The 15852-nt window shown below is 33.3% G+C and carries 12 protein-coding genes, 11 tRNA genes, 2 rRNA genes and 1 pseudogene (1 of these 26 cut by a window edge); 3 read left to right on the top strand and 23 right to left on the bottom strand.

All coding sequences use genetic code 11. The features are described 5' to 3' along the window. Positions 1-222: 222 nt before the first annotated feature. The 4 genes from P3F81_RS02845 to bla all read right to left on the bottom strand — a co-directional run bounded on the left by P3F81_RS02845 (position 223) and on the right by bla (position 3207). A complete protein-coding gene (locus P3F81_RS02845; RefSeq protein WP_147667562.1) occupies positions 223-954 on the bottom strand; it encodes a nitroreductase family protein in 732 nt (243 codons plus the stop codon). 666 nt (positions 955-1620) lie between these two features. Then, positions 1621-1962: an arsenate reductase family protein gene (locus P3F81_RS02840; RefSeq protein WP_147667559.1), complete on the bottom strand. Its 342-nt coding sequence runs from the start codon at positions 1960-1962 to the stop codon at positions 1621-1623. 28 nt (positions 1963-1990) lie between these two features. Further along, complete coding sequence (locus P3F81_RS02835) at positions 1991-2182, bottom strand: YwbE family protein (RefSeq protein WP_147667556.1); 192 nt, start codon at positions 2180-2182, stop codon at positions 1991-1993. Positions 2183-2331: 149 nt separating this feature from the next. Beyond that, complete coding sequence (bla, locus tag P3F81_RS02830; protein ID WP_309320603.1) at positions 2332-3207, bottom strand: class A beta-lactamase; 876 nt, start codon at positions 3205-3207, stop codon at positions 2332-2334. Positions 3208-3584: 377 nt separating this feature from the next. Between bla and P3F81_RS02825 the strand changes: the two genes are divergently transcribed. Further along, positions 3585-4457, top strand: a complete 873-nt coding sequence (locus tag P3F81_RS02825) for an SDR family oxidoreductase (protein ID WP_147667550.1) — start codon at positions 3585-3587, stop codon at positions 4455-4457. Positions 4458-5664: 1207 nt separating this feature from the next. Here P3F81_RS02825 and P3F81_RS02820 read toward each other — a convergent pair. After that, positions 5665-6048, bottom strand: coding sequence for a manganese catalase family protein (locus P3F81_RS02820; RefSeq protein WP_147667547.1), 384 nt, complete (start codon positions 6046-6048; stop codon positions 5665-5667). 810 nt (positions 6049-6858) lie between these two features. Here P3F81_RS02820 and P3F81_RS02815 point away from each other — a divergent pair. Both P3F81_RS02815 and P3F81_RS12895 read left to right on the top strand, forming a co-directional pair. Continuing rightward, positions 6859-7278, top strand: a complete 420-nt coding sequence (locus P3F81_RS02815) for a hypothetical protein (RefSeq protein WP_147667544.1) — start codon at positions 6859-6861, stop codon at positions 7276-7278. A 123-nt stretch (positions 7279-7401) separates the two neighbouring features. Beyond that, the gene (locus P3F81_RS12895) at positions 7402-7686 is read left to right on the top strand and encodes a CatA-like O-acetyltransferase (protein ID WP_147668178.1); all 285 of its coding nucleotides are present in this window, start codon (positions 7402-7404) and stop codon (positions 7684-7686) included. Between the two features lie 216 nt (positions 7687-7902). Here the strand turns inward: P3F81_RS12895 and P3F81_RS12920 are convergent. The 18 genes and pseudogenes from P3F81_RS12920 to P3F81_RS02730 form a co-directional block, all read right to left on the bottom strand. Beyond that, positions 7903-8526: pseudogene (locus tag P3F81_RS12920) on the bottom strand (transposase); the annotation flags it as partial. Between the two features lie 2 nt (positions 8527-8528). Next, positions 8529-10733 carry a bifunctional diguanylate cyclase/phosphodiesterase gene (locus tag P3F81_RS02810; RefSeq protein ID WP_147667535.1) on the bottom strand — a complete coding sequence of 735 codons (2205 nt, stop codon included), beginning with the start codon at positions 10731-10733 and terminating at the stop codon, positions 8529-8531. 27 nt (positions 10734-10760) lie between these two features. Then, complete coding sequence (locus P3F81_RS02805) at positions 10761-11711, bottom strand: HD-GYP domain-containing protein (RefSeq protein WP_147667531.1); 951 nt, start codon at positions 11709-11711, stop codon at positions 10761-10763. Positions 11712-11913: 202 nt separating this feature from the next. Then, positions 11914-12198, bottom strand: coding sequence for a GGDEF domain-containing protein (locus P3F81_RS02800; RefSeq protein WP_147667528.1), 285 nt, complete (start codon positions 12196-12198; stop codon positions 11914-11916). Between the two features lie 292 nt (positions 12199-12490). Then, positions 12491-12781 carry a hypothetical protein gene (locus tag P3F81_RS02795; protein ID WP_147667525.1) on the bottom strand — a complete coding sequence of 97 codons (291 nt, stop codon included), beginning with the start codon at positions 12779-12781 and terminating at the stop codon, positions 12491-12493. Between the two features lie 590 nt (positions 12782-13371). Beyond that, a tRNA-Leu gene (locus tag P3F81_RS02790) sits at positions 13372-13457 on the bottom strand. Between the two features lie 40 nt (positions 13458-13497). After that, positions 13498-13586 (bottom strand) — tRNA-Leu (locus P3F81_RS02785). A gap of 9 nt (positions 13587-13595) precedes the next feature. Then, positions 13596-13669: transfer RNA gene (locus tag P3F81_RS02780), tRNA-Gly, on the bottom strand. A 13-nt stretch (positions 13670-13682) separates the two neighbouring features. Further along, positions 13683-13758 (bottom strand) — tRNA-Thr (locus P3F81_RS02775). A gap of 6 nt (positions 13759-13764) precedes the next feature. Beyond that, a tRNA-Phe gene (locus P3F81_RS02770) sits at positions 13765-13840 on the bottom strand. Positions 13841-13844: 4 nt separating this feature from the next. Then, positions 13845-13921 (bottom strand) — tRNA-Asp (locus P3F81_RS02765). A gap of 5 nt (positions 13922-13926) precedes the next feature. Then, a tRNA-Val gene (locus P3F81_RS02760) sits at positions 13927-14002 on the bottom strand. Between the two features lie 5 nt (positions 14003-14007). Continuing rightward, a tRNA-Glu gene (locus P3F81_RS02755) sits at positions 14008-14082 on the bottom strand. 5 nt (positions 14083-14087) lie between these two features. Beyond that, positions 14088-14163 (bottom strand) — tRNA-Lys (locus tag P3F81_RS02750). A gap of 3 nt (positions 14164-14166) precedes the next feature. Next, positions 14167-14242, bottom strand: a tRNA-Gln gene (locus P3F81_RS02745). 4 nt (positions 14243-14246) lie between these two features. After that, positions 14247-14322: transfer RNA gene (locus tag P3F81_RS02740), tRNA-Asn, on the bottom strand. Positions 14323-14326: 4 nt separating this feature from the next. Beyond that, a 5S ribosomal RNA gene (gene rrf, locus P3F81_RS02735) occupies positions 14327-14443 on the bottom strand. Between the two features lie 167 nt (positions 14444-14610). Continuing rightward, positions 14611-15852, bottom strand: a 23S ribosomal RNA gene (locus tag P3F81_RS02730); it runs 1683 nt beyond the window's last position.

Below are 15852 nucleotides of genomic sequence, written 5' to 3'. Positions count from 1 at the left end.
CTAAAAAATAGATAATAAATAAAACAACACTCTATAATCTTATAGAGTGTTGTTTTATTTATTATCTATTTTTTTAAATCCCGCAAATTTAACTATATTATTCTATTGCCTGATGAAGCGGCAACAACGACCAAACGGAAGATTCCCATTTTTCCTTTGGGATAACAACTACGCAAATGTTGATACCATAATTAATAAAGAACGATATATCAAATCAAAATATTACATTTGGGAGTTTGCTGCTATAAATTTGCCGCAATTACCTAGTTCAAAACGTCCCCCGGTTGCAATTGAAAAATGGGCTTTAGCTATTCCTAAATCTATTAAATCAAACTTATAGGAATCTTCTACAAAGGCTTGGATCTCCCCCTCTTTGTATTCGAATTTTACTGGTTGTCTATTTTGGGCTGATGGGGCTTTTTGCACAGCTTCAAGTCCATTAATAAACCATTTTGGTACAGGCAGATCAGTTGTATAAAATTCGTTAAGTGTCTTTGTCTTCCGTGTAGCAACTTTATGCACAAGTTTTTCTTTTAGTGTCTCTTTTGCTACATTCCCAATTGTAATGACAATCACTAATAATTCATCTTCCATGGTTGTGAAGATATTACTCTTATTATCGAAAGTACCGCCCACCCAACATGTTCCTAAATTGAGTTTTGTAGCTGCAACGACTAAGAGTTCTCCATAATAGCCGATTTTTTCTTTTAGATGAATATCATCTTTTTTCCCAATTAAGGCTATTAAAGTTTTCACTCCGGAAAATAACCCATAACTTTTTTTGATACCATTAAAAGCCTCACTTCCATCCTTTATTATTCGAATTGATAAATTCGCATCCTTATTATATTTCTCTATCAAATTTTGAATAACATTTAGTTTTTTATCCTCTATCGCTGTTCCTAAATAACTACGACGAGATTTTCTTTTTGTAATTGCTTCTAAATCATTCATAGAATTTCTCCTTTTTATGATTTCATTATGCTATTTATCCTCCGAAGACGTAAGCAAACACTTGCTGAAAACTGGCTATACCCTATAATTCCCATCTTTAGGGCTAAATATGATTCTAAGGAAAGAATCATCATAAATTCCTAACATTCTTGGGAAAGGTTTCTTTGCTTCAACAACATAGGCCAAACCAGTGGAATGGTTCCAAATCATCATAGACTTTAAATAGTTTTACAAACATATTCCCTTCCTTGTCCAAAATTCCGTTCGTCGTCGGCCGGATTAACCTGTTCTTTAAGTTTCCCGATACTGTTCTTGTCAAATAATGTTTTCATCTAACCTTCACTCTTATATTTCGATTTTATAGACAAAATACAGTCTAATATTTCTACGTTTTTATATAGACAAGGCGACGGTTCTTTTTGTCTAATATCTAATTATTTTGTATAATTACCCTTCTATATTTATACAAAATAATCCTTCATATTACCAAAACATCTCCTTTTTAACCACACAAAAAGGCGTTAATAGCAAAAAACTCTTAACGCCTTATCTTATCTCTAAAGCAAACTCCCCAAATTACTTTATTACCGGTGGAGACGAAGCATATATTTCGAAAAATATAAAATCAGAAATATTAATTTAACACACCAAGTTTAGACAGGATTTTTATTTCCACTCTTTCCATACTTCCGGTCTATAGCCAACGGTCGCTATTCTGCCATTCCTAACAATCGGAGTCCTTAATACCTGCTGATTTTCCAATACTTTTGCTTCTTTTGCTTCTTCGGTAATATATTTGATTAATGCTACCGTATCTTGATCTTTACACTCCCCATTAATCATAGAATCCAGCCCACCGACTGCCTGCTTTACACTATTAAATTCACCCTTACTCATAGCTTTTTCCTTTAAGTTGATGAACTGAAATTTAATATTCCGTTCCTTAAAGTAACGCTGCGCCTTTTTTGTATCAAAACATTTTGCTGTTCCAAATATTTGAACATTCATATACAATTACTTCCCCTTTGTGCCAATATCAATTAATACTTTTTACCCGACCAACAATACCACCTTCAAGCATTACTTTAATCCCGCGATGATGGTTTGGTGAATTTGTAAGTATCCTTTGAACGATTCCCATAGTAAGCTTGCCTGTTCTCTGATCCTGTTTCTGTACTACCATAACACTTGCACCTATTTTTATATTACTGCGAATTGTTCCATCCATAATATGTACTCTCCTATATTATTTAAATTGATTTTCCAGATTACCCACTTGTTATTTATGCAATCATGTTTCAATATGCATTAATGCATAAATAAGTATTTTAAATTCAATACAATATGAAATTTTGTTGTATACTTTCACCCGAAAATCTATTTTTTAAACTGTTCACATACGATTTTTGCAATATCAGCAACCAGTTGATCATCCGCTTTTAGCTCTTTATCGTTATGCGTAGTAAGAATTGCAAGGATGATCGGTTTACGCCCCGGTGGGGTAATTATTGCAACATCATTTCTTGTTCCATAACCGCCAGTACCACTTTTATCTGCAACAAGCCAATCCGTTGGCGTTCCAGCCCGAATCAATGTGTCTGTATTCTTATTTCCAGCCATCCAACTAATAAGCATCATTTTCTTTTCTGAAGTCAATATATCTCCTAGTATATACGATTGAAAATCCACTGCTAATTGATGTGGTGTACTGGTGTCACGCAAATCTTCAGGAACCGCCTCATTCAGCATTGGTTCATTTCTTGCGGGCTCAGTAACCATATCGCCAATTTGGCGCAATGACATTTTAAATCCCTCTGTTCCCCCAATATGAGCTAGCAATAAATTTGCTGCTGTATTATCACTAACTCGTAGAGCAGCTACACAAAGTTCCTCCAGAGTCATTCCAGTCTCAACATACTTCGAAGTTATCGGTGCATAGGATAAAACATCTTTCTGCGTATACGAAACTGTTTTTTTGATTCCTTCCAAGGATTCTTGTCGTAGAACCGCCCCTACCATCAAAACTTTACTAGTGGAACAATATGCAAACCTGTCATCTGCATGATAAGACACCTCTTTATTGCTTTCCGTATCCAACGCATATACACCAATTTTCGCTTGATGATCATTTTCCAAGCGAGTAAAAGTTAGATTTAATATCTCGCCCTCATCATGCTGCGATGCTTTGATAGTTGATTGTCCACAAGTAACCAGAAAAACCGCCATGACGAATATTAAGAATATCCCCTTCATATTTCGCCTCATAATCAAACCACTATCCTTTTGATGGAATCTTTTACATTACATGAAATAATTATATCATAGTTTTCATACAACTATTATAGTAGATACAATTTATTAAACTTAGAATTATACTCCGCAAATAATGTTTTTACTTCTTGATGATAATCATATGCCAGTATCAATTTAATATCAAAATTAGGTTCCTCCATTATTAAAAGCCAAGAGGAGACCCCTTCCAATCAATTAGATGACATAGCTCGTCACGGATAAATTCTTTCATCTATACATATTGCTTTGTTTCATTGGATATTAATGAAACAAAGCAATATGTATAGATAGTTCGAAATAGCTTATACTATTTGAAAAATATGTAGGAGTGGTGTTGGATGTCAGTTGATGATTCAAATAGTACCGTTGCTTTTCCCGCACAACATCAGAGTAGACAGCCGGGCTTTGAATTTGAGATGAACCCACGGCCAGTTTCTGAGGACCGAAGTCAGGTAGGTAGTGAAAAATTAAGCGGCAAAGTGGCTATTATTACAGGTGGTGATAGTGGAATTGGACGAGCGGTTGCTTACGCTTATGCTAAAGAAGGCGCTGATATTGCAATTGCATTTTTAGATGAAGAACAGGATGCTAAGGAAACAAAAAAGCGAATTGAAACATTAGGTACACGGTGCATTTTGCTGCCTGGGGATTTGAGAATAGAGTCACAATGTCAGCAAGTTGTTGCAAACACAATGCAGGCTTTTAGCAAAATAGATATTTTGGTGAATAATCATGCGGTTCAATTTCCACAGCAATCTATTCTGGATATAACTGCGCAACAGTTGGAAAATACGTTTCAAAGCAACTTATTTTCTTTTTTTTATATGGTTAAAGCAGTTTTACCACATTTACCTGAAAATAGTTCGATCATTAATACAAGCTCTGTGACTGCTTATAAAGGTGATGAAATATTACTAGATTACTCAGCGAGTAAAGGGGCAATTGTTAGCTTTACACGTTCATTGGCTTTGTCGTTGGCAAAGATGAAAATTCGTGTAAATTCAGTTGCACCAGGACCTATTTGGACTCCCCTAATACCAGCTTCCTTTACTGAAGAAAAAGTAAAAAACTTCGGTGCAGATACGCCGCTTGGACGGGCTGGTCAACCTTATGAACTGGCCGCTGCCTATGTTTATTTAGCTAGCTGTGATTCTACCTATGTTTCTGGGCAAGTATTACATGTGAATGGTGGAGCAGTTACAGCTTCATAATTCTAAGGAGCTAGGAGCCAAGAGAGACGGTTTGCAGTGAAGTTCTTTCTGGCTATAAAGCCTCAAATTTCTTTTTCACTTTTCCCTATATTTATATAAACAAATTCTTTGTTTACACACCAAAAAGGCGTTAAGACCAAAAAGTCTTAACGCCTTTTCTTATATCTAAATCAATTTTCCAAAATTGCATTTATGCTAGTGGAGGCGAAGAAAATGAACTCCTGTCCATTTTTAATTATGCTATGAAAAAACTATATAATAATATCTTCTATCCAGCAATGAGTATATATATTTTTTGAATAATATATATGTCCAACACTCTAGAATGCGTAAAAAGGTCATTAAAAAAAAGCATATATTTAAATTCTAATTTGCTTTAATTATTTGCTATTTTTTTAATTTATAGTTTATTAATATATCTGCATTAACTAAATTTAAAAACTTTTACAAATTATTTAATATAATGCCCACTACATTGCTACCGCCAAAATGGAACTTATACTATATATCTCTTTAATTCTTTTATGCTATTTTAAAATTTCCTTATTTGTATGTAGATTATTTTTATCAACACACACATATTCATTAGTATTAATATTAGATTTTGAAACTGTTTTGAAGCCATTGCTAACCCCTTTCAAAATGGGGTCACTTCTATTGAATCTATTAGTTTTATCACTTCATTTAATATTATTTTAATTTTATTTTTTATAATTATGTTATTAATATAAAAAACCCGCCCGTTTTATAAAATTTTTATCACGTAATTAATTCATAAAATTTAAATCAATTTTTCTTTTACCATAGTATAGTAATTTAAGGTCATGTAGTAAGGGCCGTTTTTATGTAAATTAAATTATTTAATAACATATTTAAAATTAACATCTACGGGCGAGATTATTAAAAAAATATCCAAAATCAAGAATTAAGTTAAATCTTGATTTTGGATATTTTTTTAATATAGCCTTCTATTATTGGTAGTAATATATTATTTTTAAGCTTTTTACCATATTCATCATTAAAAAACTTTTAAAATTAAATTCTAGATCAACTACTAATAAATATTTTAATTTTCTGTTGTTCATTATTCAAAATATTTTAAATAGCTGTTAAAAATACGAATATGGTTTTCTTCATCTTTTATTATACGTTTTAATATCTCCCGTATTTTACAATCTTTTATCTCTGATATATGTTTTAGATAAGCTTATATAGCTAGCTTTTCACCTTCGATATTTTCCATTAAAAAATTTCTTATGTTTTCAGTTGTAGAAATATTATATCCGGACCAAAATGTATATTTTCCACAATCATAGGTACCATAAAAAAGGTTACCACCAAGTAAGACAATTAATTTTCCCAATATCTCCATATGTTTCATTTCAACAATTGAAATGCATTCCATTTGATCTGCAAAATCGCTGTATTGATTCTGGGTTATTAGATATTGATAAAAATACTGAGTTAATGCTGTAAGTTCACCGTTAGGCCCTGCATAATCTTCTAACAATAGTTGAGCATACCTAAAATTTTTTTCTTCTACCTCAATAGGTGGGTAAGGAATGTTTAATTCACACTCATTATGTTTCATAAAAAACTCCTTTTTAATGTTTTTATAAATTTATTAAAAAAAATTATTATTATTACTATTGTTAAATTGATAATTTATATTTTTATCACGGTTTTATTTATAAATAGCAACATTTTAATTAACCAAAAACTAAGCAATGCAAATTTGATTCGTCCTATGTCTTCTTTACCTTGTGTAAAACTATCTTAAATTCAGGAAAATTATTACAAATTTATTATAAAATCATTGTACAATAAGCAAATAAATTACTTAATAAAATATTTAACGTAATATATGGACAACTTATTATTTTAACAAAAAAGCTTAACAACCGTAGCGCTCAAATAAGATTAACAGCTTTTATAGCAAATAACTTTTCTGAAAAAGATCTTTTTATTCCCCTAACCTATGATGATGAACACTATATTGAAGAAAATTTTGAAAACTTATTAAATACTCTACGTCGCCTTTATAAAAAATATAATCTGATATTAAAAATAACTTTTCCTAAGATTATTTCTTATGATAAAGATAAATTTTATACGCACATTCCATATACCGTAATAAAATACAAAGGCTATAGTTATCTATCCTATCAATTAATTCCAATCAAATAAAAAAAATCTAATTAATTAAAGCGAATATTATGAAATTCAAGTTCCAACGAATGAATATTATTCAAATAACCGTCGCAAAATGGCAATAGCCACACCCTAAACACTCAAAGAAACTATTATAAAACCAAATAATTAAAGAAAATAGTATTAATCAAGCTACATACAAAATACTTTCGATTCTAAAGTGCCATTTTCAACTTTTTTGAAGAATGGGATGAAAAATTTAAATAAAAATCTTTATCGGGCAATACTGCAAGCGTACAAGGTATTCTTGAAACCATTTGCACCCGCTGGGCCACCGAACAGTCCGCTTGATGCTCTTTTTGACAAACTATGGGCCGAAAAACAATTCGACTTACTCTACAAATCCTGGCAACAGTTGCTCGAAAACGTCTTTAACCCGCTGCTTGCTGACATAATCCAGCAGGGGAATCTGGAGGGGAACATGCAAGTGTTTTTCATAAACGAAACCATTGCTTTTTTCTGGAGCACAATTAATTGTTTATGGGAAGCCTCTTATCTCAAAGAACCTTCCGATTTTTTTAGCAACAAAGTAAAAGTTACTGAATCCATATTGGAACGAATTCTGGGAATCGAGGAAGGAGTATTCAAATTATCTATTGCCCAACCATAAAATTGCGTAGAAACTACGCATCTTTTTTTACCCCACTACTGACCTCGGTCAGTAAAGATGATTTAATTCTATGAAGAAGATACATCACAGTGTTCGAGTGGGGTTCTTTTTCCACAAGATAATATTCCGCTCCATGTTTTCAATATTTCCAGTATTCCGTGGTTGGATTTTACAGCATTCAATCTCAATGTTTCCTCAAGCGAAAACTATCTTTTACAATTGAAATCTCTGTTATTAGACAAATCAAAGGTCATCGCCTATCTCGAAAATGATATCGCCGCATTAAAAAGCAAAAATCCGGATGACCTAAAAAAGATCATCCAGACTTATATTGAAAAAGTAGTAATTTACGAGGAGCACGTCGAGGTGCACCTGTTCTTTTTGTACATATGCTTAGTGAGACGATGAGAATCGAACTCCTGTCCATCTTTGAATATTCTATAAAAAAAACTATGTAAGGTGGCCCAAATAATTTTGTGTAAATTGATTTTCCAAACAGGCAACAACTATAAGCTAACATATGCTCTTAAATATAAAACAGATATAAAATTCGCTTGCTATGTTTCTCATACGGTAGTGTGAATAGAGTCTATAGCCATTGGAATATACTATTTTCAAGGCATTTTATCCAGCAAATCTATCTGCAAACAAGATGTTTAACTGATTTAACACCATATCCCAGTTTCGACATCTTTGTGTCCATCTTTCGACTATTTTCTTTGATGCTAAATATAATATCTTCTTTAAGCTATCGTCATTCGGAAACGATGGCTTATTTTTTGTTATTTGCCTAAATTGCCGATTAAGTCCTTCAATTATATTTGTTGTTATATTATTCGCCTTATCTTTGGGGGTATGCATAAAATGCCGATAATAAATCCCAATTTTCTTCTCAACCTCTCACACATGATGGACTTTCATGTTCTCCGATCCAGAAACCAAGAATATCTTTATTTCCTTCCAAGGACAACATAGGCTGCCTTTGTTACGATTTGATGGTTTCTTTTATAATGTATAGCATCCATAAAAACGAACGGATAAATTGATTCAAGAGGTTTAGTTTGGCAAGCATTTACATCGGGCATGATTTTTCTCACTAATTTCACTTACAAGGTCCGGAGATATTTCTACATCGTAGAGATTTTTGATTTGTTCAGCAATATCTCTTTGACTCATTCCACAGGCATATAATGATAATGTTTTTTCTTCAATACCATCAGCATTACGATTATATCTAAAAATAATTTGATTTATTTCAATTTAAACAACATTTTCTTATAATCACTTAATGGCATAGGTTTCGCAAAATAGTATCCTTGTGCACAATCACAACCTAATTTTTTTAACAATTCAACTTGATCTTTAGTCTCAATCCCTTCTGCTACCGTTTTAAGATTTAAAGACTTAGCTAAATCAATAATTATTTTAATAATGTTTTTACTATTGTTATCTTTTTCAACAGTATCTATAAAAGATTTATCTAATTTTAAGCAGTCTATTGGAATAATTTTTAAATGATTAAGTGACGAATACCCCGTTCCGAAATCATCCATAGAAACTTTTATGCCATAATTTTTTAATTGAAAAATTATATTATTTATTGCACTAATATCAGAAATAATAGTAGACTCAGTTATTTCTATTTCTATCATTTCCCCAGATATCGCATACTTTTTCATAGTCTTATCTAAGTAATCTATAAAATCGCTTTGGTACAATTCTGGTAAAGAAAAATTAATTGCTATTGGATAAACACATAATTCATTAACTTTACATTCATAAAGAAATTTACAAACCTGTTCAAACACAAAACGTCCTATATCAATAATTAGTCCTGTTCTTTCAGCAACTGGGATAAATTTTTCAGGGCTCATAAATCCCTTGCTAGGATGATTCCATCTAATTAAAGCTTCAGCCCCATTCAATGATAAGTCAGAAAAATTATATTTAGGCTGTAGATATATCTTTAGTTGGTTAGATTTAAGACCTTTTTTTAATTCTTCTTCAATTATATAATCTTCTCTTATACTTTTAATTAAATAATCCTCAAATAAAATATATTTACTATTTATTATTTTTCCATGCTTGCGTGCTAGGTCAGCCTTGTCAATCGCCTGAAGAACATCTTCTTTAGGTTTAAATCTTTGATAAATACCATAGTTGAATGAAACGTTTATTTTAATATTATTATCTTTAAAATTATTATAAACAAAAGATTCAAATATGTTTAATTTTTCCTCAATCTCTTTAGGCGAAGAACAATTATAAAATAAGATATAAAAATTATCACTAGAAAAACGAGCATAAGTCGCTTCTTTTGAAAACAAAGTCTTTAAAGCCTTTGCAATAATTTCTAATATTTTATTTCCTGTACTATATCCTCCAACACTGTTTACAACTTTGAAGTTTCTGATATCAAAAGCGACTAAAATACTATTAGATGTACATAAAGTTAAATTCTCTGACAAATTTTTAAAAAAACAATTTCTATTTCCTATTTCTGTTAAAGAATCCTTGTACGCATGCTCAAAAATAATTTTATCAACTTTATATTTATTATATATATTATACAATGATATTAACCAAAATATAACAATAAGGAGAGATATCAATATTACCGTATTTTTATGAATTATGGCCATTTCGCCTAAAGCTACTTCTTTAGGAATAACAGTTATGAAATTCCAATTATTCATATTGGGAATATTTTTATATCCAATAAATTTTTCTTCACCGCCAATTTTCTCACATATTATTCCATTTTTATTTTTAGCAATTTCTTTGTCAATTTTATTTAAATTATCCATTTCTAAGTAATTAAACAAATTTTCTCGAAATTCAGACTTAGAAGAGTTGAAGACAATTTCTCCATCATTATTAATAATTAATGCATATCCCTTCCCTTTATAAAAATCCATATTAATTATTCTATTAAATCTAGATTTTTCTAATGTAGCAAATAACACACCTTGCATTTTATTGCCATTTACTACTGGCACACTTAAGACTACTATTTTTTTCTTATCATTATTTAATCTATCCTCTAATATATTAGAAATTGATTCTTGTCCTGCAAGAGAATTTTGGAAATATTGCCTATCTCCTGCATAAAATTCTTCACCATCTGTTGTTTTCGCGACTCCATTAGAATTAATAAAACCAATTCTAATATACTGATTTCTTTCTGCTTCAAAATCCAGTAACTTTATGGAATCTTCGTCTGCATTTCTTTGCGAATATTCTGTAGCCAATGTACGTAAAACTTTAAAATGACCTTCTACCTTGTTTTGCAATTGTTGTTCCCCTTGATCTGCCACTTCTACTAATTGCATTTCAATTCCGCGGGTAACCATATTCTTCATAATATATAAGGATGTATATGCAAAGCCAACAAAGATAAATGAAACTACTACAACCAAGATAATAATAATTAATAAACTACGATTATTTTTCATAAATTCGGCTCCATTTTACAAGATAACTTAAAATTTAATTAAACTAAAAAATACCTGCAATAAATTTTTATCATAACTAATTCCTTCCTTATTTTTCATATCATTTAAAGCTTCACTTGTACTCATAGCACTTCTATATGGACGAGTAGATGTCATACTATCAAATGAATCTGCTATTGCTATAATTTGAGAAGCACAACTTATATGAGCAACTTTACCTTCAGGATAACCACTTTGGTCAATACGTTTATGATGTTGTAATACTGGAATAATAACTTCTGCTGGCAAATCTGTGCCAAGTAACATATCATATCCTATTTGAGGATGCTGCTTAATAATTTTCCATTCTTCTTCTGTTAATGATCCAGTCTTATTTAAAATAGATTTTGGTATAAGAATATTTCCTATATCATGCAGTAGCGATGATACTATTAGATTCTCTAATGCGTTATTACTTAAATTCATTTTATAGCCAATAGTGGTAGAAAGAATCGTCACATTAATTGTATGTGAATAAAGCCAATCTATGTAATTTGCTAATGCAGATATATGTGTTCCCCATATTAATTCACGGCTTTTTAATAAAGCCTCAATAATACAATCACTAGATTTTTTTATTAAGTCAAAATCTATATTGGGGATTTTTTCTGATATCATTTTATTTTGACTCTCTATTGTATTAAAAAATTTTTTTCTGCTACTATTTAAACCAAGTTCATATGGGTTTTTATAATATATTTTATTCGAATTGCTATTAGGCATACACTCAAATCTATTTGAGTTATTAGTCAAAGCATTCCCAAAATTTTTACTTTGCTTTATTGCTTCATTATAACTTCGGCCAGAATTTACTAAATGTAATAACTTTTTTTCTTTTAAAAATTTGTATTCCCGAATTCCAACTTCTCGTCCTTTTTTTAATAAAAGTTGATCATTAAAATAAATATCTTCCATTGCAAAATATTTTTTAGTTTTCATGGCGCTCTCCTTAAAATATTTAAAATTTTTTCAAAAATTTTTTAGTTTTTTTATTATAAATAGTTAGTATATTTTATAATTAGGTTTCACACTTTTTTTTACTTTTACTTTTTAAAATAAGTTTAACTACAAAATAAATATTTAAATGTCTTAATCAGTATTAGTAAATAAATTAAGTTGATTTTTAACCTTTTCTTTCGATTTATACAGAGCAACATCCGCTTGACGATGTATCATCTACCGTTTTAAAATTATCAAGATCCACCATAAAAAAAGCATGCATTTTTCCTTTAGCATTTAAATAAAGATATTCATCTATTTTTTCTTTAGCATCACTGATATTATATACACCCATTAATGCATCTGTATTGGCTTTTTTCTCTAGTTCATTTTTCTTACGTTTTTCTTCATCTAGGTCATATAAATAAAAAAATGTATAGGGACAATTTTCTGAATTTTCTGTTATATCGATTGGAATAAAAACCATTTTAATTCGCTACTTACCATATGCCACATATATTTAAATTTTAAAGTACTCGTACCCTCTTTTTTTTAGTTTAATAACGTTTGTCTATCCAATAATTGAATATTTTTTTCACCTCCTCATTATCTATAACCTGATTTGCAATTTCTTTTATAAAATTTTATGGTCCCAAAGCTTGTATTTTCTCTTTATATGTTTTATCTGTAGATTCTACAGGCTCAAATTTGCATTTCCCCTGTTACATCATCGAAAACACCAATTGCTTTATATAGCACATTATTTTTATCTAGTACAACTATATAACGTATATGTTCATAGAAATACCTCTCTCTTTTGGGATCCATAAGCTTAAAAATTCCCTCAACATTTTTTGTCTTTCAAAAAGCTTAGCATACATATTCCCAAATTCTTTTACACTTTCAAGATGAAGATAACCATTTTCAATAAGGCTTTCAGGGGCATTAGAAATAATAGGGTCAAACCCATGTATACTTTGATTAATCTTTTTTGTTTGAAAATCATATTCCCATATATTAAGGGAAGTTCTTTCTAATGCAATATGAAACAATACATAGGCAATTTTCATATCAAGAACATAGACTCCTCTTAAAGCCTCGAGGTAAATACTCAGATGACTATTGAATATAAATCGCAATTAACATGGTCACCAGAGAAATTGCTAGTATTGTTACTTTAAAAAAATTAGTTTTAAAGACATATATAATTGGCCGTATAAAATAAGCTATTCATGTGACAATTGTATGGCTTGTATAAATTATTACCCACATCTGGCAATTGAATCTAGTCCAATTTTAGCAGTAATTTTTCACCATATAGCAAGTGTTCCAAATTCAACCTATTTCATCCAACACACATTTAGTAGTATTCTTTCTTCTTTTCCATTAATCTCAGGGGTTTCATTGCAATATATTTATATAATATTATCAATTTATATATCCTATCGAATCTTACATCATTTAATACGCTTTAAAATCGTTAATATTTTTTTCAGTAAATTTTCACATACACATTATTTCCGCAGATATCATGCTCCTAACGTAACCTTAAAAGATTTTAAAAAATAATTTAAACTTATTTTTCAAGACAAACTCAAAGATGACTTCTTTTAGCCCAACAAAAAAAGGTTCAAAGCATTGAACCTTTTGAATTAGCTAGTGGTGCGGTTGATGGGACTTGAACCCATACGAGCGTAGCTCACTACCCCCTCAAGATAGCGCGTCTGCCGATTCCGCCACAACCGCATATTTAATTTTAGATAAAACAAAACACCATTTTAAAAAATGGTGCCGAGGACCGGAATCGAACCGGTACGGATATTTCTATCCGCGGGATTTTAAGTCCCGTGCGTCTGCCAGTTCCGCCACCCCGGCATAACATTTTGGAGCGGGTGATGAGAATCGAACTCACGTGACTAGCTTGGAAGGCTAGGGCTCTACCATTGAGCTACACCCGCATATTAAAACTAATGGAGCTGGCGAGAGGAATTGAACCCCCAACCTGCTGATTACAAGTCAGCTGCTCTACCAATTGAGCTACACCAGCAGTAAATGGTGGCTCCGAGTGGAATCGAACCACTGACACGAGGATTTTCAGTCCTCTGCTCTACCGACTGAGCTACAGAGCCATAATGGCGACCCGAAGGGGACTTGAACCCCTGACCTCCGCCGTGACAGGGCGGCATTCTAACCAACTAAACTACCGGGCCATATATGGTGGGCGATAACAGGATCGAACTGCTGACATCCTGCTTGTAAGGCAGGCGCTCTCCCAGCTGAGCTAATCGCCCATAAATGGTGACGCGTACGGGATTCGAACCCGTGAAGCCGCCGTGAAAGGGCGGTGTCTTAACCACTTGACCAACGCGCCATGAATGGTGATCCACCCGCGACTCGAACGCGGGACACCCTGATTAAAAGTCAGGTGCTCTACCGACTGAGCTAGTGGATCATATGGCTGGGGCAGCTGGACTCGAACCAACGCATGCGGGAGTCAAAGTCCCGTGCCTTACCAACTTGGCTATGCCCCAATTTTGGCTCCTTGAGTAGGACTCGAACCTACGACCGATCGGTTAACAGCCGATTGCTCTACCAACTGAGCTATCAAGGAATATAACTGGCATCTACCTAACCTCCCAGGACGTTTCCATCCAAGTACTTTCGGCGTGTATAGGCTTAACTACTGTGTTCGGTATGGGAACAGGTGGTACCCTATAGCTATCGACACCAGATTCTTTTGAAGTGAACTTTCTTTTTAGATATGTTCCTTCAAAACTATACAGAAGAATTGAAATTAATCTTAACTACATTTTTATAAGATGTTCCTCACTTTCGCTCGGAACTAAACGTCTTACTCAAATCAGCTTTCCTTTCAGTCCGCTTCTTTGCTTCGCTTGTTTAAGTCAAGCCCTCGACCTATTAGTACCAGTCAGCTAAATACATTACTGTACTTACACATCTGGCCTATCTACCTTGTCTTCTTCAAGGGGTCTTACTAGATTACTCTATGAGAAACCTCATCTTAAGGCTGGTTTCACGCTTAGATGCTTTCAGCGTTTATCCTTTCCGAACGTAGCTACCCAACTGTACGCCTGGCGGCATAATTGGTACACCATTGGTTCGTCCACTCCGGTCCTCTCGTACTAGGAGCAGCTCCCTTCAAGTTTCTTACGCCCGCGATGGATAGGGACCGAACTGTCTCACGACGTTCTGAACCCAGCTCACGTACCACTTTAATGGGCGAACAGCCCAACCCTTGGGACCTACTTCAGCCCCAGGATGTGATGAGCCGACATCGAGGTGCCAAACCTCCCCGTCGATATGGACTCTTGGGAGAGATTAGCCTGTTATCCCCAGGGTAGCTTTTATCCGTTGAGCGATGGCCCTTCCACTCGGTACCACCGGATCACTAAGCCCTACTTTCGTACCTGCTCGACCTGTCCGTCTCGCAGTCAAGCTCCCTTCTGCCTTTACACTCTTCGCGCGATTTCTTGCCGCGCTGAGGGAACCTTTGGGCGCCTCCGTTACTCTTTCGGAGGCGACCGCCCCAGTCAAACTGCCCGCCTGACACTGTCTTGATGTTTGTTATTCATTCAGTTAGATTTTCAGTAAATAAAGGGTGGTATCCCAACATTGACTCCTATGATACTAGCGTACCATATTCTCAGTCTCCCACCTATCCTGTACATTATTTACCAAAAACCAATGTCAGGTTGCAGTAAAGCTCCATGGGGTCTTTCTGTCCAGTCGCGGGTAACCTGCATCTTCACAGGTATTTCAATTTCACCGGGTCCCTCGTTGAGACAGTGCCCAAGTCGTTACACCTTTCGTGCGGGTCGGAACTTACCCGACAAGGAATTTCGCTACCTTAGGACCGTTATAGTTACGGCCGCCGTTTACTGGGGCTTCAATTCAGATCTTCGAATTACTTCTAAACCCTCCTCTTAACCTTCCAGCACCGGGCAGGTGTCAGCACATATACTTCAGATTTCTCTTTCGCATGCACCTGTGTTTGTGGTAAACAGTCGCTTGGGCCTCTCTTCTGTCGCCTTCTTCAGCTCTGCTAGCTTGTAGCTTCACCAAAAATGGCTATCCTTTTCCCGAAGTTACGGATACATTTTGCCGAGTTCCTTAACGAGGG

This window comes from Selenobaculum gibii, from assembly GCF_030273445.1.
Classification (GTDB): domain Bacteria; phylum Bacillota; class Negativicutes; order ICN-92133; family ICN-92133; genus Selenobaculum; species Selenobaculum gibii.
This window is presented reverse-complemented; position numbering and strand designations above follow the sequence as displayed.